20 protein-coding genes are annotated in these 22,710 nt (G+C 70.2%); 15 read left to right on the top strand and 5 right to left on the bottom strand.

Features of this window, described 5'->3' with window-relative positions; translation table 11 throughout:
- Positions 1-83 precede the first annotated feature (83 nt).
- The 13 genes from AB0B91_RS23445 to AB0B91_RS23385 all read left to right on the top strand — a co-directional run bounded on the left by AB0B91_RS23445 (position 84) and on the right by AB0B91_RS23385 (position 15,862).
- Positions 84-1,628 (top strand): DAK2 domain-containing protein, encoded by a 1,545-nt coding sequence (locus AB0B91_RS23445; protein ID WP_358323126.1) that lies wholly within the window; start codon positions 84-86, stop codon positions 1,626-1,628.
- Positions 1,629-1,662: 34 nt separating this feature from the next.
- Positions 1,663-3,843: an ATP-dependent DNA helicase RecG gene (gene recG, locus AB0B91_RS23440; protein ID WP_358323123.1), complete on the top strand. Its 2,181-nt coding sequence runs from the start codon at positions 1,663-1,665 to the stop codon at positions 3,841-3,843.
- A 405-nt stretch (positions 3,844-4,248) separates the two neighbouring features.
- On the top strand, positions 4,249-4,815 hold the full coding sequence (gene rsmD / locus AB0B91_RS23435) for a 16S rRNA (guanine(966)-N(2))-methyltransferase RsmD (protein ID WP_358323120.1): 567 nt from the start codon (positions 4,249-4,251) through the stop codon (positions 4,813-4,815).
- 15 nt (positions 4,816-4,830) lie between these two features.
- A complete protein-coding gene (gene coaD / locus AB0B91_RS23430; protein ID WP_219530151.1) occupies positions 4,831-5,307 on the top strand; it encodes a pantetheine-phosphate adenylyltransferase in 477 nt (158 codons plus the stop codon).
- A gap of 175 nt (positions 5,308-5,482) precedes the next feature.
- Positions 5,483-5,929 (top strand): YceD family protein, encoded by a 447-nt coding sequence (locus AB0B91_RS23425; RefSeq protein WP_358323117.1) that lies wholly within the window; start codon positions 5,483-5,485, stop codon positions 5,927-5,929.
- A gap of 1 nt (position 5,930) precedes the next feature.
- On the top strand, positions 5,931-6,110 hold the full coding sequence (rpmF, locus tag AB0B91_RS23420) for a 50S ribosomal protein L32 (RefSeq protein ID WP_033409409.1): 180 nt from the start codon (positions 5,931-5,933) through the stop codon (positions 6,108-6,110).
- A gap of 239 nt (positions 6,111-6,349) precedes the next feature.
- Positions 6,350-7,069, top strand: a complete 720-nt coding sequence (rnc, locus tag AB0B91_RS23415) for a ribonuclease III (protein ID WP_358323588.1) — start codon at positions 6,350-6,352, stop codon at positions 7,067-7,069.
- The gene (gene mutM, locus AB0B91_RS23410; protein ID WP_358323115.1) at positions 7,070-7,915 is read left to right on the top strand and encodes a bifunctional DNA-formamidopyrimidine glycosylase/DNA-(apurinic or apyrimidinic site) lyase; all 846 of its coding nucleotides are present in this window, start codon (positions 7,070-7,072) and stop codon (positions 7,913-7,915) included.
- 215 nt (positions 7,916-8,130) lie between these two features.
- Complete coding sequence (locus AB0B91_RS23405) at positions 8,131-8,406, top strand: acylphosphatase (RefSeq protein ID WP_358323585.1); 276 nt, start codon at positions 8,131-8,133, stop codon at positions 8,404-8,406.
- A gap of 191 nt (positions 8,407-8,597) precedes the next feature.
- Positions 8,598-8,792, top strand: coding sequence for a hypothetical protein (locus tag AB0B91_RS23400; protein WP_090938435.1), 195 nt, complete (start codon positions 8,598-8,600; stop codon positions 8,790-8,792).
- Between the two features lie 188 nt (positions 8,793-8,980).
- A complete protein-coding gene (smc, locus tag AB0B91_RS23395) occupies positions 8,981-12,691 on the top strand; it encodes a chromosome segregation protein SMC (RefSeq protein WP_358323582.1) in 3,711 nt (1,236 codons plus the stop codon).
- 78 nt (positions 12,692-12,769) lie between these two features.
- Positions 12,770-13,951 (top strand): signal recognition particle-docking protein FtsY, encoded by a 1,182-nt coding sequence (gene ftsY, locus AB0B91_RS23390; protein ID WP_358323112.1) that lies wholly within the window; start codon positions 12,770-12,772, stop codon positions 13,949-13,951.
- Between the two features lie 237 nt (positions 13,952-14,188).
- Positions 14,189-15,862 carry a tetratricopeptide repeat protein gene (locus AB0B91_RS23385; RefSeq protein WP_358323109.1) on the top strand — a complete coding sequence of 558 codons (1,674 nt, stop codon included), beginning with the start codon at positions 14,189-14,191 and terminating at the stop codon, positions 15,860-15,862.
- Positions 15,863-15,877: 15 nt separating this feature from the next.
- On the opposite strand, the gene AB0B91_RS23380 is transcribed toward AB0B91_RS23385, so the two are convergent.
- Genes AB0B91_RS23380 through AB0B91_RS23370 form a run of 3 tightly spaced genes read right to left on the bottom strand, consistent with a single transcriptional unit; the run spans position 15,878 to position 18,734 of the window.
- Positions 15,878-16,660, bottom strand: a complete 783-nt coding sequence (locus tag AB0B91_RS23380) for an ABC transporter ATP-binding protein (RefSeq protein WP_358323106.1) — start codon at positions 16,658-16,660, stop codon at positions 15,878-15,880.
- Positions 16,657-17,700 (bottom strand): iron chelate uptake ABC transporter family permease subunit, encoded by a 1,044-nt coding sequence (locus AB0B91_RS23375; protein ID WP_358323103.1) that lies wholly within the window; start codon positions 17,698-17,700, stop codon positions 16,657-16,659. Before AB0B91_RS23375 ends, AB0B91_RS23380 begins: the two co-directional genes overlap by 4 nt.
- The gene (locus tag AB0B91_RS23370; RefSeq protein WP_358323101.1) at positions 17,700-18,734 is read right to left on the bottom strand and encodes an iron ABC transporter permease; all 1,035 of its coding nucleotides are present in this window, start codon (positions 18,732-18,734) and stop codon (positions 17,700-17,702) included. Before AB0B91_RS23370 ends, AB0B91_RS23375 begins: the two co-directional genes overlap by 1 nt.
- 98 nt (positions 18,735-18,832) lie before the next feature.
- On the opposite strand from AB0B91_RS23370, the gene AB0B91_RS23365 reads away from it, so the two are divergent.
- The gene (locus tag AB0B91_RS23365) at positions 18,833-19,795 is read left to right on the top strand and encodes an iron-siderophore ABC transporter substrate-binding protein (RefSeq protein WP_358323097.1); all 963 of its coding nucleotides are present in this window, start codon (positions 18,833-18,835) and stop codon (positions 19,793-19,795) included.
- Positions 19,796-19,799: 4 nt separating this feature from the next.
- Here AB0B91_RS23365 and AB0B91_RS23360 read toward each other — a convergent pair whose 3' ends face one another.
- Positions 19,800-20,876, bottom strand: coding sequence for a PLP-dependent cysteine synthase family protein (locus AB0B91_RS23360; RefSeq protein WP_358323095.1), 1,077 nt, complete (start codon positions 20,874-20,876; stop codon positions 19,800-19,802).
- A 245-nt stretch (positions 20,877-21,121) separates the two neighbouring features.
- On the opposite strand from AB0B91_RS23360, the gene AB0B91_RS23355 reads away from it, so the two are divergent.
- Positions 21,122-21,706: a sigma-70 family RNA polymerase sigma factor gene (locus AB0B91_RS23355; protein ID WP_214636970.1), complete on the top strand. Its 585-nt coding sequence runs from the start codon at positions 21,122-21,124 to the stop codon at positions 21,704-21,706.
- Here the strand turns inward: AB0B91_RS23355 and AB0B91_RS23350 are convergent.
- Positions 21,703-22,647: a sensor histidine kinase gene (locus AB0B91_RS23350; protein WP_358323092.1), complete on the bottom strand. Its 945-nt coding sequence runs from the start codon at positions 22,645-22,647 to the stop codon at positions 21,703-21,705. The two genes, AB0B91_RS23355 and AB0B91_RS23350, sit on opposite strands and share 4 nt — an antisense overlap.
- Positions 22,648-22,710 lie beyond the last annotated feature (63 nt).

The following is a 22,710-nucleotide window of genomic DNA, read 5'->3' as shown; positions in this document are numbered from 1 at the left end:
GAACCCGAGCACTAGACGAGCCCAAATGCGGCGATATCCTCCTCCATGAACGGTAGCGCATGCTGGGAGGTCGGAGCGCGCAGATGGAGGTTCTCGACCCGCCCGCCGTACGCCGCTGGGCACGCCTGGCCACCGACGCGCTGGGCGGCGCCAGGGCGGAGATCGACGCGCTCAACGTGTTCCCGGTCGCGGACGGCGACACCGGCACCAACCTGCACCTGACCATGCTCTCCGCGGCCGAGGCGGTCGAGGCGCTGCCCGAGGACGTGGACGCCGCGGTGATGTGGCAGACGCTCTCGTACGGCGCGCTGATCGGCGCCCGGGGCAACTCGGGGGTCATCGTCAGCCAGGCGCTGCGCGGGCTCGCGGAGGTGCTGAAGGACGGCTCCGACCTGCGCGCCGGGCTGCTGCGTGCGGCCGGCCTGGCCAGAGAGGCCGTGGCCAGGCCGGTCGAGGGCACCGTGCTGAGCGTGCTGGAGGCCGCGGCGCGGGCCGTGCAGGAGGTGACGGGAGACCTCGCGGCGGTCGCGCGGCGGGCGGCCGGGGCGGCGCGCGCGGCGCTGCGGCGCACGCCCGAACAGCTCGACGTGCTGGCCCGCAGCGGCGTCGTGGACGCGGGCGGCGCCGGGCTGGCGATCATCCTGGAGTCGCTCGAACGGGTGATCACCGACTCCCACAGCGACCGCTACGACGTGCCCGCGCCGACCGCGCGGATCTCGCCGATGACCGAGGTGGGCGCCGGCTACGAGGTGATGTACCTGCTCGACGCCGACGACGACGCGGTGGCCAAGCTGCGCGCGGAGCTCGACGCGATGGGCGACTCGCTCGTGGTGGTCGGCGGCGGGGGCCTGTGGAACGTCCACGTCCATGTCGGCGAGGCCGGTCCCGCGGTCGAGGCGGCGCTGCGCGCGGGCCGGCCGCACCGGATCAGGATCACCTACCTGGCCGAGCGTACGCACCGGGCCAGCGCGGGCAGGGGAGTGGTGTCGGTCGCGGCGGGTGACGGGATCGCGGCGCTGTTCGAGGAGTGCGGCGCGGTGGTGGTGCGCCGTGATCCCGGTACGCGGCCCACGCTGCCCGCGATGCTGGCCGCCATCCGGGAGGCGGGCAGCGAGGTGGCGGTGCTGCCGAACGACGAGGGCGCCGGGGCGGTGGCGACCGCGGCGGCCGAGATCGCCCGCGAGGACGGCGTCGTGGTCAGCGTGCTGCCCACCAGGGCGACCGTGCAGGGTCTGGCCGCGCTGGCCGTACACGATCCGCTGCGCCGCTTCGACGACGACGTGGTGGCCATGACGGACGCGGCCGGGCACACGCGCCACGGCCACCTGGTGGTGGCCGACCGCGAGGCGGTCACGAGCGCGGGCGTGTGCCGTCCCGGCGACGTGCTCGGGCTGATCGACGGCGACGTGTCGGTGATCGGCGAGACGCTGGAGGACGTGGCCACGCTCGTCGTGGACCGGATGGTGGCGGGCGGCGGCGAACTGGTCACCCTGGTCACGGGCGCCGACGCGCCGGTACGGCTGGCCGCGCACGTCGAAGCGCACCTCGGGGCCGGGAGGCCCGACGTGGACCTGGTCGTCTACGACGGAGAACAGGGCGGTTACCCGCTGCTCATCGGTGTCGAATGATTCCTGTCGGCCGCAAGCGGTAGAACATAGTCCCGTGAGCCGTTTCGACGAGCCCCTGACGAAAGCGCTCGACCCCAAGACCGCCAAGCTGCTGCACAGCGTGCTCGGCCTGGAGACGGTCGGCGACCTGCTGCGCCACTACCCACGCCGCTACGCCGAGCGCGGGGAGCTGACCTCGCTCGACGCGCTGGAGGTCGACGAGCACGTCACCGTGGTGGGCGAGGTCACCAGGCTGATGCGCAAGCCCATGCGCAACCGCGGCGGCACCTGGCTGGAGGCCGAGGTCGTCGACGGCGGGCGCAACAAGATCTACCTGGCGTTCTTCGGCAAGGGCTCGCACGTGGCCGAGTCGCGGCTCAAGCCCGGGCGGCGCGGCATGTTCGCCGGGAAGGTGGGCCTGTTCGGGTCCAGGACCAACCCGCGCTGGCAGCTGTCGCATCCGGAGTTCGAGCTGTTCGAGGAGGGCGAGGCGAGCGCGGAGGACTTCGCGGCGGCGCCCGTCCCGATCTATCCGGCGGGCAAGGATCTGACGCCGTGGGCGATCAGGCGGGCGATCGGCGTGGTCCTCGACACGCTCGGGCCCCTCGACGATCCGCTGCCCGCCTCGCTGCGGGCCCGTCGCGGGCTGGAGGAGCTGGGCGAGGCGCTGGTGGCCATCCACCGGCCGAAGGACTTCGCCGACATGCAGCGGGCGCGCAAGCGGCTGAAGTTCGACGAGGCGTTCGTGCTGCAGGCCGTGCTGCTGCAGCGCAGGCAGGCGGCGACCGCGTGGCCCGCCAGGCCGCGCCCCCGGCGCGCCGACGGCCTGCTGGCCGACTTCGACGGGCGGCTCCCGTTCACGCTGACCGAGGGGCAGGCGCTCGTCGGCGAGGAGATCGCCGCCGACCTGGCGCTTGAGCACCCCATGCACCGGCTGCTGCAGGGCGAGGTGGGCGCGGGCAAGACCGTGGTGGCGCTGCGCGCGATGCTGCAGGTGGTCGACGCGGGCGGCCAGGCCGTGCTGCTGGCGCCCACCGAGGTGCTGGCCCAGCAGCACCACCGCTCGATCAGCGGCATGCTGGGCGACCTCGCGCAGGGCGGCATGTTCGGCGGCACGGCCGTCACCCTGCTCACCGGCTCCATGGGCGCCGCCGCGCGCAGGTCCGCGCTGCTCGACGCCGCGTCCGGCACCGCGGGCATCGTGGTGGGCACGCACGCCCTGCTCCAGGAGCACGTCCAGTTCGCCGACCTGGGGCTGGTCGTGGTCGACGAGCAGCACCGGTTCGGCGTGGAGCAGCGTGACGCGCTGCGCGAGAAGGCCGGCGGCGGACGTCCGCACGTGCTGGTCATGACCGCCACCCCGATCCCGCGCACGGTCGCCATGACGGTCTTCGGCGACCTGGAGGTCTCGACGCTGTCGCAGCTGCCCTCGGGCCGGGCGCCCATCACCACTCACGTCGTGCCCGCCGCCGAGAAGCCGCACTTCCTGGAGCGCACCTGGGAGCGGGTCCGCGAGGAGGTGGCACTCGGGCGGCAGGCCTACATCGTCTGCCCCCGCATCGGCGATCTGGAGGGCGACGAGGGGGACCTGGAGGCGCCGCCGTCGTCCGACGAGGAGCGGCGCCCGCCGCTGGCCGTCCTCGACGTGGCCGAGCTGCTCTCCGAGGGGCCCTTCCACGATCTCCGGCTGGGCGTCCTGCACGGCAAGCTCCCGCCGGAGGAGAAGGACGCGATCATGCGCGCCTTCACCCGCGGCGAGCTCGACGTCCTCGTCGCCACCACGGTCATCGAGGTCGGCGTGGACGTGCCCAACGCCTCAGTCATGATCATCATGGACGCCGACCGCTTCGGCGTCTCCCAGCTCCACCAACTCCGCGGCAGAGTAGGCCGCGGCGGCCTCCCCGGCCTCTGCCTCCTGATCTCCGACTTCCCCGAGGGCACCCCCGCCCGAGCCCGCCTGGCGGCGGTGGCGGCCACCCTGGACGGCTTCGAGCTGTCCCGCGTAGACCTCGAACAACGCCGCGAGGGCGACGTCCTGGGCGCGGCTCAGTCAGGCAAGCGCTCGTCCTTGAAGCTGCTCCAACTCCTCCGCGACGAGGACGTCATAGAAACAGCGAGAGAAGACGCTTCGGCCCTCCTGGCAGACGACCCAAGGCTGACCTCGAACGACGCCCTGCGCGCGGAGATAGATCGTCTACTGGCAGACGAAAAAGCGGAGTACCTGGAGAAGACCTGAGTCCACGGAATCCGAGTAAGAATCGCACGTAACGGCGCCCAGCCATGTGCGGGTTCAGCGGCCGTTTTCCTGGAGGCCCTCAGCCACGTATGGCGTGTGGCGGCCAACCCGGCCGTGCCGTAAAAACAAAAAAGCCCTTGAATTTGATGTTGATAGAGTTCCCAGCCGCGGGGACGGCCTCCCCCCGAATGCCGTCCCCGGCTGGGCCCACCCTCGGGTCAGGTGCCGAGGGAACCGGCGTGCGGAAGGGCTCACGATCACGCCGGTCGGCCTTCAACTGGGTCACCTTGAAGGCCGCAGGACCCATCATGCGAGACCCTCCCCACGATGGGAATCACCCTTGCGTACTCGAGGCCGACACTTGTCCACTCTTGACCTGCGTGGACATGCGGAACAATGGCCCGCATGACTCGGATCATCGCGGGGAGCGCGGGTGGCAGGCGGCTGGCCGTGCCGCCGGGGCGCGGGACGAGGCCGACCAGTGACAGGGCGCGAGAAGGGATCTTCTTGACTCTCGACTCCCTGTACGGGCTGGAGGGGGCCCGGGTGATCGATCTGTACGCGGGTTCGGGGGCCGTCGGGCTGGAGGCGCTGTCCCGGGGGGCGGAGTGCGCGGTGCTCGTGGAGTCCGACCCGAAGGCCGTCCGGACGATCAAGGCGAACGTCGAGGCGCTGGCGCTGGACGGGGCCCGGGTGGTGGCCGACAAGGTGGAGCGGTTCCTGGCCAAGCCCGAGGACGGTGGATACGGGATAGTTTTCGCGGATCCTCCCTATGCCGTCACCGACAGTGAGGTCACACGTGTGCTGGAGTCCCTGCGCGACAACGGCTGGTTGGCCGATGGGGCTTTGGTGGCGTTCGAGCGGGAAAGCAGGGGAAAGTCCCTCGTGTGGCCTGAAGGCTACGTTGAGGAGAGGGTCCGTCGCTACGGCGAAGCGTCCGTTTGGTACGGTCGCGCCGCCGGGAACCCGTAGACCTGGGGAGGCGTCTTGCGCCGCGTTGTCTGCCCGGGGTCGTTCGACCCCATCACCAACGGTCACCTTGACATCATCGGCCGGGCCGCCCGGCTGTATGACGAGGTGACCGTGGCAGTGCTCATCAACCTCGAGAAGAGCGGCCTGTTCACGGTCGACGAGCGGATCGAGGTCCTGCACACCGTGACCAAGGAGTACGCGAACGTCAAGGTCCAGAAGTTCCATGGCCTGCTCGTGGACTTCTGCAAGCAGAACGACATCCCCGCGATCGTCAAGGGGATCAGGGTGGTCAGCGACTTCGACTACGAACTGCAGATGGCGCAGCTCAACTACCGGTTGTCCGGGGTTGAGACGCTGTTCATGCCGACGAATCCCGAATACTCTTTCCTGTCCTCCAGCCGGGTCAAAGAGATCGCTCGATACGGTGGTGACGTGTCCGGATTGGTGCCTGACCTGGTCCACGAGCTCCTCATCGAGCGGCTCAGGAGCTGACGCCGACCTGCTATCCTTTCATTTCGGCCTTGTACGACGGCGATAATTTCGCCATGCCTAGCGAGAGCAGATGACTCAGCACCTCGACCCCCGCTCCCCTTGGGTGATCTCCACTCACGACCTGGGTAGGCGACCGGGCTCGATGAAGCGGATGACCCTGTCCCTCCCGGCACCGGTGGATCTCGGCGTCAACATGATCGGTGTCCCCAAGGACGCCGAAGTCGAGCTGGATCTCCGGCTCGAAGCAGTGATGGAAGGCGTGCTCGTCTCGGGCACGGCGCAGGCCCCGCTCGCCGGGGAGTGCGCGCGGTGCCTGGACCCGGTCACCTCGGAGATCGAGGTCGACCTGCAGGAGCTGTTCTTCTACTCCGACGAGGACGCCTCGGAGGAGGATTCGCTGCTCGACGGCGAGCTGCTCGACCTCGAGCCGACGTTCCGCGACGCGGCGGTGCTCGCACTGCCGCTGAGTCCCGTCTGCGGTGAAGACTGCGCGGGTCTCTGCACGGAATGCGGGGTCAAGCTGGCCGAGGCCGGCGACGATCACCGGCACGAGAAGATCGACGCCCGATGGGCGTCGTTGCAAGGTCTGGTTACCGAGAACGATAACGATCAGGAGAAGTGACGTGGCCGTCCCGAAGCGAAAGATGTCGCGGAGCAACACCCGCGCCCGTCGCTCCCAGTGGAAGACGACTGCTGTCGCCCTGGTGAGCTGCCCGCAGTGCCGTTCGCCGAAGCAGCCGCACATCGCGTGCCCGACCTGCGGCACCTACAACCGCCGTCAGGTGATCGAGCCGTCCGCCTGATCGCACCGCCTGGTGAGCGGACCGTGACCGCTCAAAGGGTTGACGCACTGCCGACCGGGTGCCATGGTGCCCCGGTCGGCGTTACCGTCTGACGCGTGCGGTGGCGGTTCGCCCGCGGCCGTGGTGGACGCCGGGGTCTAGTCCCCCCGACGCCCACCACGTTTTCGGGCATCTTCCGCAGCCGTCGCGCCTTGTGAAGATGTCCGAGGAGGAAGCACGTGGGCGCAGGTCCTAAGCCGGTGGCCGTCGAGGTCGCCAGAGAAGAGCTGGAGCGGGTGCTGCTGGTCGGCCTCGGTGCCGACATCCTGGAGCGGGCGCTGACCCACCGCTCCTACGCGTACGAGAACGGCGGCCTGCCCACCAACGAGCGCCTGGAGTTCCTCGGCGACTCGGTGCTCGGCCTCGTCGTGACCGACACCCTCTACCGCAACCACCCCGACCTGCCCGAAGGCCAGCTGGCCAAGCTGCGGGCCGCGGTGGTCAACATGCGTGCCCTGGCCGACGTGGCCCGCACGCTCGGCCTGGGCCGGTTCCTGCGGCTCGGCCGGGGCGAGGAGGGCACGGGCGGCCGCGACAAGTCGTCGATCCTGGCCGACACGCTGGAGGCGCTGATCGGCGCCGTCTACGTCGACAAGGGCCTGGACGAGGCGTTCCGGGTCGTGCACCTGCTGTTCGATCCGCTGATCGTCCGCTCGGCGTCGCTGGGCGCCGGCCTCGACTGGAAGACCTCGCTGCAGGAGCTCACCGCCTCCGAGGCGCTCGGCGTGCCCGAATACCACGTCGAGGAGAGCGGCCCCGACCACGCCAAATCCTTCACCGCCGAGGTGCGGGTGGGCGGCGAGTCCTACGGCTCGGGCAACGGACGCAGCAAGAAGGAGGCCGAGCAGCAGGCGGCCGAGGCGGCGTGGACCCGCATCAGGGCCCGCCGCGAGCAGCGCGAGAGCCAGCCGGCGGGCTAGGTGCCAGAGCTTCCGGAGGTCGAGGTCGTCCGCCGCGGCCTCGCCGAATGGGTGGCCGGCCGGGAGATCGCCTCGGCCGAAGTGCTCCATCCCCGTGCCACCAGACGCCACGTGCCGGGCTCGGAGGAGTTCTCCGCGCGCCTGAGAGAGCGCACAGTGCTCTCGGCGGAGCGTCGCGGCAAATACCTGTGGCTGCCGCTCTCGGGCGACGAGGAGGCGCTCCTGGCCCATCTGGGCATGAGTGGCCAGTTGCTCGTCGTGCCGCCCGACTCGCCGTTGGAGAAGCATCTGCGAGTCCGGCTCAGCTTCACCGATGGCGGCGCCGATCTCCGCTTCGTGGACCAGCGAACGTTCGGCCACGTCATGCTGACCCCTCTGGTCGAGGGCATTCCCGCGCCCATCGCGCACATCGCCCCCGATCCGTTCGAGAAGTCGTTCGACGCCGACGCGTTCGCGACGAACCTCCGCAAGAAGAAGACCGAGATCAAACGGGCCCTGCTCGATCAGTCGTTGATCAGCGGAGTCGGCAACATCTACGCCGACGAGGCCCTCTGGCTGGCGAAACTCCACTGGGCACGACCCACCCAGACCCTCACACGCCCCAAGATCGCCGAGCTCCTGGCCGCCGTCCGCCAGGTCATGGGCGCCGCCCTCCTGCAGGGCGGGACGTCCTTCGACAGCCTCTACGTCAACGTCAACGGGGAGAGCGGCTACTTCGAGCGCTCCCTGGAGGTCTACGGCAGACGCGACCAGCCCTGCTCCCGCTGCGGCACCCCGATCAGGCGCGACCCGTTCATGAACCGCTCGTCCTACAGCTGCCCGACCTGCCAGCGGAAGCCCCGCTGAGCTGGTCCGAAGAAGACGGTCAAGAGCGCGCACGTAGCGGCGCCCGGGCGTCTCCACCGGAGGAGCGTGCCCCTGGACGGGCCCCGGCCCCGTGCGGTGGGTGGGGCCCACCGGGCCGGCCGTAATGGATGGTCTGAAGAATGAGGTACGGTGCCCGGCCCGCCGCACCGGAAGCCTCGTGCGGCGGTCACGGAGCCGCAAAGGAAAAAGGGGAGATCCCAATGGTGAGGCTGACGGTGTGGGTGAGGGGGGGGGTGCAGGGCGTGGGCTTCCGATGGTGGACGCGCGCGCGGGCGCTGGAGCTCGGACTCACGGGGTGGGCGAGGAACACCCCCGACGGCCGGGTGGAAGTCGTGATGGAAGGCTCCGAAGAGGCCTGCGTCAAGCTCCTAGGGCTGCTCAGAGGTTGCGACACGCCGGGCAGAGTTGATGGAGTGGTGGAACGTTGGAGCGAAGCCCGAGGTAGTTTGGGGGGGTTTGTGGAGCGGTGAGGGGTTTCGTTTAACCGCCCAAATAGGGTATAGTTGTATGTCGGGAGTGCCCGGGGGATGGTCTACGCGGCCCGTTCGACTTGACCGCCCACACTGCCGGTGCGACTCTTGTTAGGTACCACGCGCACCCCTCCCGCGGAATAAGAAGTGCGCGAACCAGTCTGGTCACTCAGCGTGGAGGACCCTTTACCATGGCGAAGGCTCTACTCGGCCACGTCGGCGGTCCTGACCCTCGAATGGTCTCGGAGATGCGCCGTCTGCAACAGCGGATCCGGGATTTGGAGGCAGAACTCATCCGACTCCAGGCCACGAATGACGCTCTTGCGGCGCAAACCCGCGACGAGGCGCTCAGCCGTATGCAAGAGCGCGAGCCGGCACTTACCTAAGGGTGCCGGAGCGCACGACCCAGGGACGTCTCGAAGAGGCGTCCCTTGTTATTTTGCGGATATTCAGCGAACTTTATCCCTCCTTTGCCCAACCTGCGCTAGCCCTGACTGCACACGCCCTCGCAGGGCAGTGAACACCAGTAGTCTTTCCTCGCGAAAGCTCGGTTCAGGGAGAAGGGGGCGTGGTCTTGTATCTGAAGACCCTCACCCTGCGCGGCTTCAAGTCGTTCGCCTCCGCGACCGCCCTGCGCTTCGAGCCCGGCATCACCTGTGTCGTGGGCCCCAACGGCTCCGGCAAGTCCAACGTGGTCGACGCCCTGGCCTGGGTCATGGGGGAGCACAGCGCCAAGTCGCTGCGCGGCGGCAAGATGGAGGACGTCATCTTCGCCGGCACCTCCTCCAGGCCGCCGCTCGGCCGGGCCGAGGTGACGCTGACCATCGACAACACCGACGGCGCGCTGCCGATCGACTACACCGAGGTCACGATCAGCCGCCTGATGTTCCGGTCGGGCCAGAGCGAATACGCCATCAACGGCGACACCTGCCGCCTGCTCGACATCCAGGAGCTGCTGTCCGACTCGGGCATCGGCCGCGAGATGCACGTCATCGTCGGCCAGGGCCAGCTCGACGCCGTGCTGCACGCGGGCCCCGAAGACCGGCGGGCGTTCATCGAAGAGGCCGCGGGCGTGCTCAAGCACCGCAAACGCAAGGAGAAGGCGCTCCGCAAGCTCGACGCGATGCAGGCCAACCTCACCCGTGTCCAGGACCTCGCCACCGAGCTGCGCCGCCAGCTCAAGCCGCTCGGCCGCCAGGCGGAGATCGCCCGCAAGGCCGCCGTCATCCAGGCGGACCTGCGCGACGCCCGGCTGCGCCTGCTGGCCGACGACGTGTGCGTCCTGCGCGTGACTCTTGAGCGCGAGGCGGCCGACGAGGCGGCGATCCTGGCCCGGCGCACCAGGGTGGAGTCCGAGCTGGCTGAGGGCCAGCAGCGTGAGGCCGCCCTGGAGACGGCCGAGGCCGAGGCCCAGCCCCGGCTGACCGCCGCCCAGGAGACCTACTTCCGGCTCTCCTCCCTGCGCGAACGCATCACCGGCCTCGAACAACTGGCCGCCGAGCGGCACCGGCACGCGCTCGACGCGGCCGCCATCGAGCGGCGCGGGCGCGATCCGGAGGAGCTCGAACGCGAGGCGGCCGAGGCCCGCGAACACGAGCTGATCCTCCAGGCCGAGCTGGAGCACGCCCAGGACCTGCTGGAAGAGGCGGTCCAGCGGCGCGCCGAGGCCGAGGCCGAGCTGAGCGCCGAGGAGCAGCGGCTCGCCATGGCCTCCCGGGCCGCCGCCGACCGGCGCGAGGGCCTGGCCAGACTGCGCGGCCAGGTCGATTCCGTACGCAGCAGGGCGCGCGCCGCCGAGGACGAGATCGGCCGCCTCACCCGCGCCGTGACCGAGGCCGCCGGGCGGGAGCGCCAGGCCCGCGAAGACCTGGAGTCGCGGCGGCTGGAGGAGCCCGCCGTCGATCCCGCGCTGGCCGCGGAGCTGGCCGCCGCCCAGGCGCTGGTCGACGAGGCCAAGGCGGCGGCCGACGAGGCCCGCGCCGCCGTCGAGCAGGCCAAGTCCGCGCTCGACGCGCCGCGAGCCGCCCTCCAGGCCGCCAGATCGGGCATCGGCACGGCTCGCGCCACCGACCAGAAGGCCCAGCAGACCGTGGCCGCCCTCCGGGCCCGCTGCGAGGCCCTTGAGCTCGGCCTGGCCAAGGGCGACGGTGGTGCGGCCCTCCTCGAGACCGACCTGGCCGGGGTGCTCGGTCCCCTGGCCGCGTCGATGCAGGTCACCCCGGGCGCCGAGCCGGCTGTCGCGGCCGTTCTCGGGCCCATCGCCGACGCCATCGCCGTCAAGACGGTGGACACCGCGCTCGCCGCGCTGGAGCTGCTCCGCGTCAAGGAGGCAGGCCAGGCGACACTCCTGGTGGCGCACACCAACGGACAGGCCGCAGCGGCTGGTCTCGACAGGCAGGCCGCGGATCGAGTTCGCGGGGCGGCGCCGCAGGGGAGTCGGTGGGCCGCGGCGCTGGTGACGGTGCCCGAGCATCTCAGGGCCGCCCTGGACCACGTCCTGGCAGACGTCGTCGTCGTGGACGACCTCGATGCCGCCCGTGCGATCGTGGACAGCCATCCCGGGCTGCGCGCCGTGACCAGGGGCGGCGATCTCGTCGGCGCCCATCTGGCCAGCGGTGGCTCCGAGGGCGGCACCTCCGTGCTGCAGGTGCGGGCGGCGCTCGACGACGCTGTCGCGGACCTGGAGGAGGCCGAGGGCAGGGCCGAGGAGACCGCCGAAGCCCTCGACGAGGCCGCCGCCGCCGAGCAGGCCGCGCAGCTGGCCCTGGAGTCGGCCCAGACCCACGTCAACGAGGCGCAGTCCGCCGCGGGCACCGCCCAGGCCGGGGTCAACACCGCCCAGAGCACACTCGACCAGGTCAGAGCCCGGCAGCGCGAGGCCGACCAGCGCAACGCCGCGGCGGCCAAGCGGCTGGCCCAGCTCGAAGCCGCCGCCGACGCCGCCCGCGACGAGGCTCAGCGCCTCGCCAAGAACGTCACGACGGCCGAGGAGTCCCGCGCCGAGGGCCTGGAGGAGCTGGCCGAGCTGGAGATCCGGCTGGCCGAGGCCGAATACGCGCAGGAGCTGGAGACCGAGCCGACCACCGAGCTCCGCGACGACCTGGCCGGCACCTGCCAGGTCGCCAGGCAGCGCGAGATGGAGACCCGCCTGCAGGTCCGTACCGCCGAGGAGCGGGTCAAGGGCATCGAGGGCCGGGCCGACGGCCTGATCAGGGCCGCCCAGCGCGAGCGCCAGGAGCGTGCCCAGGCCGCCGCCCAGCGGGCCAGGCGCCGCCAGCAGGCGACGGTGGCCGAGGCTGTGAGCAGGGGCGCCAAGCAGGTGCTCAGGGCCCTGGGGGCGTCCATCCAGCTCGCCGCCCGCGAACGCGACGAGGCCGACCTGGCCCGCGTCGCGATCGACGCCGAGCTCAAGCAGGTCCGTCTGCACGTACGCGAGCTCGGCCAGGAGCTCGACCGGCTGGTCAACCGGGTCCACGGCAGCGAGGTCGCCCGCACCGAGCAGCGCCTCCGCCTCGAACAGCTCCAGCAGCGCGCCCTGGAGGAGTTCGGCGTCGAGCAGGAGTCACTGATCTCCGAGTACGGCCCGGAGGCCCCGGTCCCCGGCGACCCGCCCATCCCCTACGTACGCGAGGAGCAGGAGAAGCGGGCCAAGATCGCCGAGAAGCAGATGAACCAGCTCGGCAAGGTCAACCCGCTGGCCCTGGAGGAGTTCGCGGCGCTGGAGGAGCGGCACGCCTTCCTCAACTCGCAGCTCGAAGACCTCAAGAAGACCCGGCGCGACCTCATGCTGGTGGTCAAGGAGGTCGACGAACGGGTGGAGCAGATGTTCACCTCGGCTTACGAGGACGTGGCGCGGGAGTTCGAGCAGATCTTCACCCGGGTGTTCCCCGGTGGTGACGGCCGTCTGGTGCTGACCGAGCCCACCGACATGCTGACCACCGGCATCGAGGTCGAGGCCAGGCCGCCCGGCAAGAAGGTCAAGCGGCTGTCGCTGCTGTCGGGCGGTGAGCGGTCGCTGACCGCGGTGGCGTTCCTGATCTCCATCTTCAAGGCGCGGCCGTCCCCGTTCTACGTGATGGACGAGGTCGAAGCGGCTCTCGACGACACCAACACGCAGCGCCTGCTGAGGCTCTTCGAAGAGCTGCGGGAGAGTTCGCAGCTGATCGTCATCACCCACAACAAGCGCACGATGGAGATCGCCGACGCCCTCTACGGCGTGTCGATGCGCGGCGACGGCGTCACTCAGGTGGTCAGCCAGCGGCTCCGGGAGCGCGAGTCCGCCTGACCTCGTCCCGGCCCGATGGGCCCCGACCGCGCGGCGCGGGTCATCAGCATGCCGGTCGATCTGGAAAACTGACCTGTTGTGGATGGTTATCTCGGCGTCATAGTGATCGTGGTCGTCGTCGCCCTGTTGGCGGCCGGCGGCCTTTTCCTGCTGTTCAGGCCGGGTGGCAAGGCCGCGCCGCCGGTCGAGCCGCCCAAGCCGCCCCAGACGCCCACGCTCCCCGAGCAGCGTCCGGCGCCCAGCGCGGAGGAAGGTGAGGGGGCGACCACCACGCTCCCGCCTCCGGCGCCACCCGCTGTCGTCGTGCCCGAAATCGAGGTGCCGCCGCCGTCCGCCGGCCGGATGGTGCGGCTGCGTTCCCGGCTGGCCCGCTCACAGAGCGCGCTCGGGCGCGGCCTGCTGGAGCTGCTGTCCCGCGACCGTCTCGACGACGACGTCTGGGACGAGATCGAGGAGAGCCTGATCACCGCCGACGTCGGTGTGGCGCCGACGCGCGCCATGGTCGAGGAGCTGCGCACGAAGGTCAAGGTCCTCGGCAGCCGCACCCCCGCGGAGGTGCGCAAGCTGCTCAGGGAGCAACTGCTCGCCCAGATCAACCCCGACCTGGACCGTACGCTGCACATCCAGAAGCACGGCGAGCGGCCCGCCGTCGTGCTCGTCGTGGGCGTCAACGGCACCGGCAAGACCACCACCACGGGCAAGCTGGCCCGCTCGCTGGTAGGTGACGGCAAGAAGGTCGTGCTCGGCGCGGCGGACACCTTCCGGGCCGCGGCCACCGAACAGCTCCAGACCTGGGGCGACCGGGTCGGCGCCGACGTCGTACGCGGGCCCGAGGGCGGCGATCCTGCCTCGGTCGCCTTCGACGCGACGGCCAGGGGCATCGAGGAGAAGGTCGACGTCGTCATCATCGACACCGCCGGCCGCCTGCACACCAAGACCGGCCTCATGGACGAGCTGGGCAAGGTCAAGCGGGTCATCGAGAAGAAGGCCACGGTCGACGAGGTGCTCCTCGTCCTCGACGCCACCACCGGCCAGAACGGGATGCGGCAGGCCCAGGTGTTCGCCGAGGTGGTCAACATCACCGGCATCGCACTGACCAAGCTCGACGGCACGGCCAAGGGCGGCATCGTCATCTCGGTCCAGCGTGAGCTGGGGGTTCCGGTCAAGCTGGCCGGGCTCGGAGAGGGCCCCGACGACCTGGCGCCGTTCGATCCGGAGGTGTTCGTCGACGCGATTCTCGGCGACGAAAACGCAAAATGAAATGGAAATACGGCTTACCGGGGAATGGGTTGTCGTTTGGCCGAGGCCGTGTTGATATTGAGCGGTCCTCAGCTATAGATCGAAAAGAGCACCCATGAAGAAGGTAGTCGTCCACAGACCCGGGACCGTCAAACTGACCGGCGCCGCGACGCCGAAGCACGCCGCCTGATCTGTCATCGGGCTGGGCCGGTGTCTGGGTGGAGACCCCGGCCTCGGCGGGTGATCCGGGGGACGCCTTTGACAGAGATCACACTTGACGCCGATCGTCGGCGCAACGGTCCCTACACGCTCGCGGCCAATCTCCTCGGCCTCCTGGTCCCGGAGGCGGCGCCGGGGCTGGTCGCGGCACACGACATCGAGATCCTCGCGGCGGCTCCCGGCCTGCGTGTCTCCGTCCCGGCCGGTCGCGTCTCGCTGGTTGACCGGCTGCCGCAGGACGAGCGCATCCTGGTGCCGGGCCGGCTGCGTACGCTCCGGCTGGCCAACGGGCTCGCCGAGTTCGTCCGTGACCACCTGAGCGTCCGTGGTCCGCTGGCCGTGCGGGTGACGAACGCGCATGAGGCGGACCCGACGGACATCGAGTTGGTGGCCGTACTACGTCGCCGGGTGCCCGCCGAACTGCTCACGATCGCCCTCGAGGACCCCGCGTTCGAGGTGCCGGGCCCGCGCGGAGTGCCCGTACGGGATGTGGATCTCGACCGTTACCGCGACGAGGGGTTCCATCACGCCATGGCCGAGGCCGGTGCGGCACTGCTGCCCACGCTGGCGGAGGACGGCGAGGAGTGGTGGCGGTTGCTGCACCGCACGACCACCGCGCTGGCCGCCCTCGATCGGGAGGAGGCGGCCCGCGCCCTGCTCGACCATGCCAGGCGGGTGAGCGCGCACCCGAAACACCGTGCCACGGCCGCCTACGCGACCGCGATGCTGCTGGTCAGGCACCACGATCCGGGCGAACGCGACCCGGAGGAGGCGATGGCCTGGATCAACGAGGCGGTCGCCCTGACCTCGCTGCTGCCCGACCGCCGCGAGCGCGCCTTCCACCTGGGCTTCGACCTCAATGGCAAGGCGCTCATCGAGGTACGCAGGGGCAACACCGAGGTCGCGCTACGGCTCGTCCAGCAGGCCATCGAGCTGGCCGAACGCGACCTGGAGCCGGGCAGGCATCCGGTGCACAAGGCCGTCCTGCGCGCCAACCGTGCCCAGCTGACCGCCCTGATGGGCGATGCCGAAGGGGCGCTGGCCGACCTCGACGCGGTCATCGCGGCCGACCCCGGATATGCCGATCCCTACCTCGACCGGGGCAATCTGCTGCACCGGCTCGGTCGCCTGGAGGAAGCGCTGGCCGACTACGAGACGGCCATGCGGGTGGGACCGCCCTTCCCCGAGCCGTACTACAACCGTTCGGAGATCCGCTACGCCCGGGGAGACCTCGCGGGCGCGCTGGCCGACCTCGACCACGCCATCGAGCTCGATCCCGGCTTCACCGACGCCTACGTCAACAGGGCCGGGCTGCTGGTGGCGCTGGACGAGCTGGACAGGGCCCGGGCCGACGCCGAGCGCGACCTGGACAATCCGTACCTGCTGTGCGTGCTCGGCCAGGTCGAGGCCGCGCAGGGGAGCCGGGTGAAGGCCCGCAAGGCGTATGACTCGGCGCTGCGCCGCGACCCCCGGCTGGCGGCGGTCTGGGCGGGGCGGGGGGCGCTGGCGTTCGAGGAGGGCGACCACGAGACGTCCATCGCGGACCTCACCCGGGCGATCGAGCTGGAGGAGAGCGCGGAGGTCCTGTTCAACCGGTCGCTCGCCCTGCGCATGGCCGGGCGTTCGGAGCGGGCGCGGGCGGACCTGCGGCGGGCGCGCGAGCTGGCGCCGGACGATGAGGATGTACGACGGGCGCTGGCCGAACTCGGCTGAACTCGGGAGAAACCATCAGCGGTGGGTACCGATGGGGATGACGAGCGGGGTGCCTGCCACCGGGTCAGTGATGATCTTGGCGTCCAGCTCGAACACCTCCCGCATCAGCTCCTCCGTCAGCACCTCGTGCGGGTCGCCGGCGGCCACCACGCGGCCGTCTCGCATGGCCACCAGCCGGTCGGCGTAGCGGGCCGCCAGGTTGAGGTCGTGCAGCACCATGACGATGGTCCGGCTCGCCTCCCGGTGCAGCTGTCGTACCAGCTCCAGGACCTCCACCTGGTGCGCGAGGTCCAGGAACGTGGTCGGCTCGTCGAGCAGCAGCAGGTCGGTGCCCTGGGCCAGCGCCATGGAGATCCAGGCCCGCTGCCGCTGTCCGCCCGAGAGCTCGTCCAGGGGGCGTTCCGACAGGTCCGCCAGGCCGGTCATGGCCAGTGCCTCGCCCACGGCCGACTCGTCGTCCGACGACCACTGCCGGTACCACGTCTGGTGCGGGTGCCTGCCCCTGGCGACCAGGTCGGCGACCGTCAGGCCCTCCGGCGCGGTGGGCGCCTGCGGCAGCACGCCGAGGATCTTGGCCACCTCGCGGGTGGGGATCCGGTCGATGCGCTTGCCATCCAGCAGCACCTCGCCGCCCTGCGGCCGGAGCAGGCGGCCGAGGGCGCGCAGCAGGGTGGACTTGCCGCAGCCGTTCGGGCCGATGATCGTGGTCACCGTGCCGGCCTCGATACCGAGGTCGAGGCCGTCCACGATGGTGCGGTCCCCGTACCCGAGCTTGACGTCGACGGCCTGGAGCCTCATTTGCGCGCCTTCCAGATCAGGTGGATGAGGTACGGGGCGCCGAGGACCGCGGTCACGACGCCGACGGGGAGTTCGATGGGGGAGAAGACGGTACGTGCGATCAGGTCGGCGATGGCGGTCAGCACGGCGCCGACCATCGCCGACGACAGCAGCGGCGGCTGTCCGGAGCGGGTGAGCCGGAGCGCGATCTGGGGCGCGGCCAGCGCGACGAACGCGATCGGGCCCGCCGAGGCCGTCGCGACGGCGGCGAGGAGCACCGCGGCGAGGATCATCAGCGCCCGCGCCGGGTTCATGCGCACGCCGAGCGCGGTGACCGTGTCGTCGCCGAAGCGCAGCGCGTCGAGCGAGCGGGTGCCGAGCAGAGTCAGCGGCACGAGCACGGCCAGCGCGAGCGCCACGGGCACCACGTGCTCCCAGCCCCGGCCGTTGAGCGAGCCGCTGATCCAGACCATGGCCCTGCCGGTGTCGTTCACGTCGCCGACGGTCAGCAGCCAGTACTTGACGTTGGTGAACACGGCGGCCACGCCGATGCCGACCAGGACCAGCCGGTAGCCGTCGAGCCCGCGCCGCCAGGCCAGCGCGTACACGATCGCGGCGCCCCCCAGGCCGCCGAGCAGGGCCAGGACGGGGATGCCGAGGGTCGAGAGCAGCCCGCTGGCCCCGCCGACGGCGCTGCCGCTGGCCACCACGCCGGCCACCACGATGACGGAGGCGCCGGTGGTGACGCCGAGGATCTCGGGGCTGGCCAGCGGGTTGCGCGCGATGGACTGGATGATCGCGCCGGACAGCGCCAGCGCCGCGCCCACCAGGGCGCCGGTCAGCGCGCGCGGCAGGCGGAGCTCCATGATCACGAAGTGGTTGGCGCTGTTGACGTCGAACGTGCCGCCCAGCACTTCGGCCACGGTCATCCGGATGTCGCCGATGCGCATGTTCAGGGCCATGAGCAGGCCGAGGAGCACCAGGCCGCCGAGGGTCACGGCGACGCCGCGCAGTCGTACCTGCCAGGACAGGCCCGCCACCCGCAGCGGGAACGTCGTCATCACAGTCGCACCGGCTTCCTGCGGCGGACCAGGACGACGAAGAAGGGGGCGCCGAGCAGCGCGAGCACCACACCGACCTCCAGCTCGCCCGCTCCGCCGCTGACGCGGCCGATCACGTCGGCGAGCAGCAACAGCGCCGCGCCGATCAGCCCGGAGTAGGGCAGCAGCCACCGGTGGTCGGTGCCGGACAGCGGGCGGGCCAGATGCGGCACGATCAACCCGACGAACGCGAGCGACCCGCAGGCGGCGACCGAGGCGCCGGAGAGCAGGGTGACGGCGGTGACGCCGACGGTCCGGGTGAGCGCGATGTTCTGGCCCAGGCTGCGGGCGACGTCCTCGCCGAGGGACAGCGCGTTCAGCCCCGGGGCGTTGACCATCGCCAGCAGCAGCCCGGCCAGGATGAACGGCAGCACCTGCCAGACCACGTCGGAGCCGCGGGCGGCGATGGAGCCGGCCTGCCAGAACCTGAACACGTCCATCGCCTGCTCGTCCAGCAGCACGATGGCCGAGGTCAGCGCGTACAGGAAGGCGCTCACGGCGGTGCCCGCCAGGGCGAGCGTGACCGGCGTCGGACCGCCGCGCCCGCCGACCATGCCGAGCGCGAACACGCCGACGCTGGCGATCAGGGCGCCGGCCAGGCCGAACCAGATGTAGGCGAGCAGGCTGGAGGCGCCCAGCAGGATGATCGAGGCCACCATCGCGAACGCCGCGCCCTGCGTGACGCCGAGCAGCCCGGGGTCGGCGAGCGGGTTGCGGGTGTGGCCCTGCATGAGCGCGCCCGCGACGCCTAACGCCAGTCCGGCGAGCACGCCGAGCACGGTCCTGGGGATCCGCAGCGAGCGGATGACGATGTCGTTCTCGGTGCCGGTCGGGGCGGTGAGCGCGTGCCAGGCGTCGGCCGGCGGCACGGACTTGGCGCCGATCGTGATGCTCAGCACCACACCGATCAGAACGGCCCCGAGCAGGACCAGAAGTACGGAGAGCCGCCGATGCTGAACGCCGTGTGGGCGCGGCGTCACAGCCGTAGCGGTCACGCGTCCTCCTCAGCATTTGCCCGACCTCGGTGAAGTATGCCAGGTTAGGCAGACCTAACCTAATTTAGGGTTACCTAAGGTTCTTGGAAAGGGATCGGATGAGACCGTTGCGCGCCCTGGTGGGAGCTGTCCTTGTGGCGACGCTCTCCGCATGTGGTTCGACGCCCGCCGCGCAGAAGCTGACGGAACCGTTTCGGATCATCAAGCACGCGATGGGCGAGACCACGATCCCGGCCCAGCCCAAGCGGGTGGTGGCCTTGGACCAGAGTTTCGTCGACGCGGTGCTGACGCTGCGCACGCCGGTGGTCGGCTATACCACCTACCGGTCCATCGACTCGAAGCTGCCAGATTACCTGGGCTCCGTCGCCGCCGAGTACGGCAAGGAGGCCACCCCGGTCGGCACCCTGGAGCAGCCCAGCCTGGAGAAGATCATGGCGCTCAAGCCCGATCTCATCGTCTCGGCCAAGGTCCGCCACGCGGCCCTCTACGACAAGCTGTCCAAGATCGCCCCGACCGTCTTCAGCGAGACCACCGGCGCCATCTGGAAGGACAACGTCCGGCTCATGGGACAGGCCTTGGGCAAGGAGCAGCTCGCCGACACCACGATCAAGTCGTACGAGGAGCGGGCCGCGAAGATCGGCGCCGAGATCAAGGAGAAGGACGGGAAGCTGCCGACCATCTCCATCGTCAGGTTCGCCGGTGAGCCGACGGTCCGGTTGTACGTCGAGAAGTCCTACTCCGGCATCGTGATGAAGGACATCGGCTTCCCGCGCCCGGAGGGCCAGCCCACCAAGCAGGACGCGATCGCGGTGGACGTGAGCCAGGAGCGCATCGGCGACCTGGACGCGGACCAGATCTTTGTGGCGACGTTCGCGGACCCGTCGGCTGCGGCGCCCAAGGAGAAGTTCGTCGGCAACCCTCTGTGGGGGAAGCTCAAGGGAGACAAGCGCGAGGTCAGCGACGTGACCTGGATGACCGCGGTCGGCATCCAGGGCGCCCATGCGATCCTCGACGACGTGGCGAGGTTCTTCGCCGTCGATGCCGCCAAGACCGTCTCCTGAGGGATCAGCCCGCTGAAAGGAAGGTCCGCAGGTCTTCCAGGTGCGGGGCGAGGTCCAGGCCCTGGGCGGAGAGCCAGTCCTGGTCGCAGTAGGTGCCCCGGTAGCGCTCGCCCCCGTCGCAGATCAGGGTGACGATGCTGCCCTGGGCGCCGGCCGCGCGCATTTCGCGGATCAGGTCCACGCAGGCGGCCACGTTCGTACCGGTGGAGCCGCCCACGTCCCGGCCCGTCACCTCACGGACCCAGTGCATGGCGGCGATCGACCGGGCGTCCGGTACGGCGATCATGCGGTCGATGACCATCGGCTGGAACGAGGGCTCCACCCTCGGCCGCCCGATGCCCTCGATGCGGGAGCCTCGGGCGGTGACGGAGGAGTCGCCCGACACCCAGCTCGGGTAGAAGGCGGAGCCCTCCGGGTCGGCCACCGCGAGGCGTGTGGGGTGGCGGCGGTAGCGGATGTAGCGGCCGATCGTCGAGGAGGTGCCGCCCGTGCCCGCGCCCACCACGATCCAGGTGGGCTCCGGGTGGGGTTCCAGGGCCATCTGGGCGTAGATGGACTCGGCGATGTTGTTGTTGCCCCGCCAGTCCGTGGCCCGCTCGGCGTAGGTGAACTGGTCCATGAAGTGGCCGTTCGTCTCGGCCGCCAGGCGCCGGGACTCGTCATAGATGGTGCCCGGGTCGTCGACCAGATGGCACTTGCCGCCGTAGAACTCGATCAGCGCGATCTTCTCCGGTGAGGTGGAGGCGGGCATCACCGCGATGAAGGCCAGGCCGAGGAGCCGGGCGAAGTATGCCTCGCTGACCGCCGTGGAGCCGCTGGACGCCTCGACGACCGTGGTGGCCGGGCCGATCCAGCCGTTGGCCAGGCCGTACAGGAAAAGAGATCGGGCGAGCCGGTGTTTGAGTGAACCGGTGGGGTGTACTGACTCGTCTTTCAAGTAGAGGTTTACTCCCCAGCGCGAGGGAAGCGGAAAGACATGGAGGTGCGTATCGCAACTCCGGTTGGCGTCGGCTTCGACCCTACGGATGGCGTCCGTCACCCAGAGTCGTTCCTCCATGTCATGACGGTCCACAAAAATCATCTCTATACGCTATCCCATGTGACTCTGACCACATTAATCGTGATATTGGGGGTATAGTGTTATGCTAATGAGACTGGTCCGGCCGTGGACGTGATGACGCATGCCGCGAGCCTGTGGGCCTTTCACCTCCCTGACCTGGCGGAACCGCTAACGCAGTCCTTACGTGGGGATTGCGACACTGGTACGAAGGTCAGCGGCTTGGCCGAGATGGGGGATAGATCGCAAGGGGGAATGTTTTGATCACTATGACCGATGAGCAGCGACAAGACTGGTTCGAGCGCGATGTCGTGCCCGTGACGTCGCAGCTGTTCGCCTCCGCCATGCGTCTGACCCGTAACTCCGCCGACGCAGAGGACTTGGTCCAGGAGACCGTGGCCAAGGCGTATACCTCGTACCACCAGTTCCGCGAGGGCACCAACCTCAAGGCTTGGCTCCACCGGATCCTCACCAACAACTTCATCAACGACTACCGCAAGAAGCAGCGCTCGCCGAAGCTGGCGGCCGCCGAGGAGATCGAGGACTGGCAGCTGCACGCCGCCGAGTCCCACAGCTCGACCGGCCTGAAGTCGGCCGAGACCGAGGCGATCGAACGGCTGCCCGACAACGTCGTGATGAACGCGCTCCGCTCCCTGCCGGAGGACTTCCGCGTCGCCGTCTACCTGGCCGACGTCGAGGGGTTCGCCTACAAGGAGATCGCCGAGCGCATGGGCACGCCGATCGGCACGGTCATGTCCCGGTTGCACCGGGGCCGCCGTCAGCTGCGCGGCATGCTTGAGGGCTACGCCCGCGAAGAGGGCGCGGTACGCGTCCCGGCCCAGAGCGCTGCCTAGCCGTCCAACCCCATATGGAGCCGCACGCGGAGTGTTCCGTTCTCAGCCCGTAGGTCGACGAAGTCGCAGAGCTGTCGGCTGATCCAGAGCCCGTATCCTCGAGAGGATTCGGGCTCTGGTGGTATGTAGCCCGGTAAGGGGTCATCGAGCGCGCCGCCCGGGTCGGCGATCTCGCAGACCATCTCCCCTCCGCTCACCCACATCCTGATCAGGCCGTGGCCCGCGCCGTGCTCGACGCTGTTCGCGGCGATCTCGGAGACGCTGAGCACCAGGGAGCCGATGAGGTTGACGTCCATCCCCGCGGCGCTGGCGTAGTCGCGGACCGTGTGCCTCAGTCCCTTGATCTGCTGCGCGGTGAAGGTCACCGTCGCCACCTGGCCGCTCGGCGCGGGCAGCGGTGCCAGGTCGCCGTTCAGCACCAGCTCGTGCGGCTGGACGAAGTCCGTGCTGACCGTCTCACCGCCGGCCTTGAGCAGCAGGGGATGGATCATCGGCTGATGATCCAGCACCGCCGCCGGGATCGTCCGCGGGTCGTAGAGGCACAGGACGACGGCCCTGGCATCCTCCAGGGCGGCGTTCAGCACTGATTCGTAGCGGATCCACTCGCGTATCTCGCGATCGCCGCGGTCGCGCCAGGTGGCCTCGCCGACGACGAGCGTGCGCCGCCCCCGGGTGTACTCGTGGTAGGCGGCCAGCGTGCGGTGCGGGTGGTGGTACCAGGTGCGGGAGTCCCGGCGGTCGATCTGCCCGGCCTCGTCGCCGAGCGCCTCTTCGAGCAGCCGGAGCCTCCCGGCCGAGGTCACCACGAGTACCCGCCTGTCGTCGGCGAGCGCCGCGCGCACGCGGGGCACGATCAGTGCGAGAAAGGCGTCATCCGAGTCGTACGGCACCGCGACGTGCTTGAACGGCTCGGGGGCTGGAGGTGCCCGATCGGGGCGCACGGCCGAAACGTAACAAGCGCTTGCAATCTACGCAACGGCTGCGAGCGCCGCCGCGCCCGGCGG

This window comes from Nonomuraea sp. NPDC049141, assembly GCF_040648415.1.
Lineage (GTDB): Bacteria > Actinomycetota > Actinomycetes > Streptosporangiales > Streptosporangiaceae > Nonomuraea.
The sequence above is the reverse complement of the archived record's forward strand: the minus strand, read 5'-3'. Positions and strand labels throughout refer to the sequence as shown.

Bases quoted from the DNA above. Each gene is read 5' to 3' on its own strand.
- AB0B91_RS23445 (WP_358323126.1), top strand. From the start codon at position 84: ATGGAGGTTCTCGACCCGCCCGCCGTACGCCGCTGGGCACGCCTGGCC.
- rsmD (WP_358323120.1), top strand. From the start codon at position 4,249: ATGACTCGGATCATCGCGGGGAGCGCGGGTGGCAGGCGGCTGGCCGTG.
- AB0B91_RS23400 (WP_090938435.1), top strand. From the start codon at position 8,598: ATGGCGAAGGCTCTACTCGGCCACGTCGGCGGTCCTGACCCTCGAATG.
- AB0B91_RS23380 (WP_358323106.1), bottom strand. From the start codon at position 16,660: ATGAGGCTCCAGGCCGTCGACGTCAAGCTCGGGTACGGGGACCGCACC.
- AB0B91_RS23375 (WP_358323103.1), bottom strand. From the start codon at position 17,700: ATGACGACGTTCCCGCTGCGGGTGGCGGGCCTGTCCTGGCAGGTACGA.
- AB0B91_RS23365 (WP_358323097.1), top strand. From the start codon at position 18,833: ATGAGACCGTTGCGCGCCCTGGTGGGAGCTGTCCTTGTGGCGACGCTC.
- AB0B91_RS23360 (WP_358323095.1), bottom strand. From the start codon at position 20,876: ATGATTTTTGTGGACCGTCATGACATGGAGGAACGACTCTGGGTGACG.
- AB0B91_RS23355 (WP_214636970.1), top strand. From the start codon at position 21,122: ATGACCGATGAGCAGCGACAAGACTGGTTCGAGCGCGATGTCGTGCCC.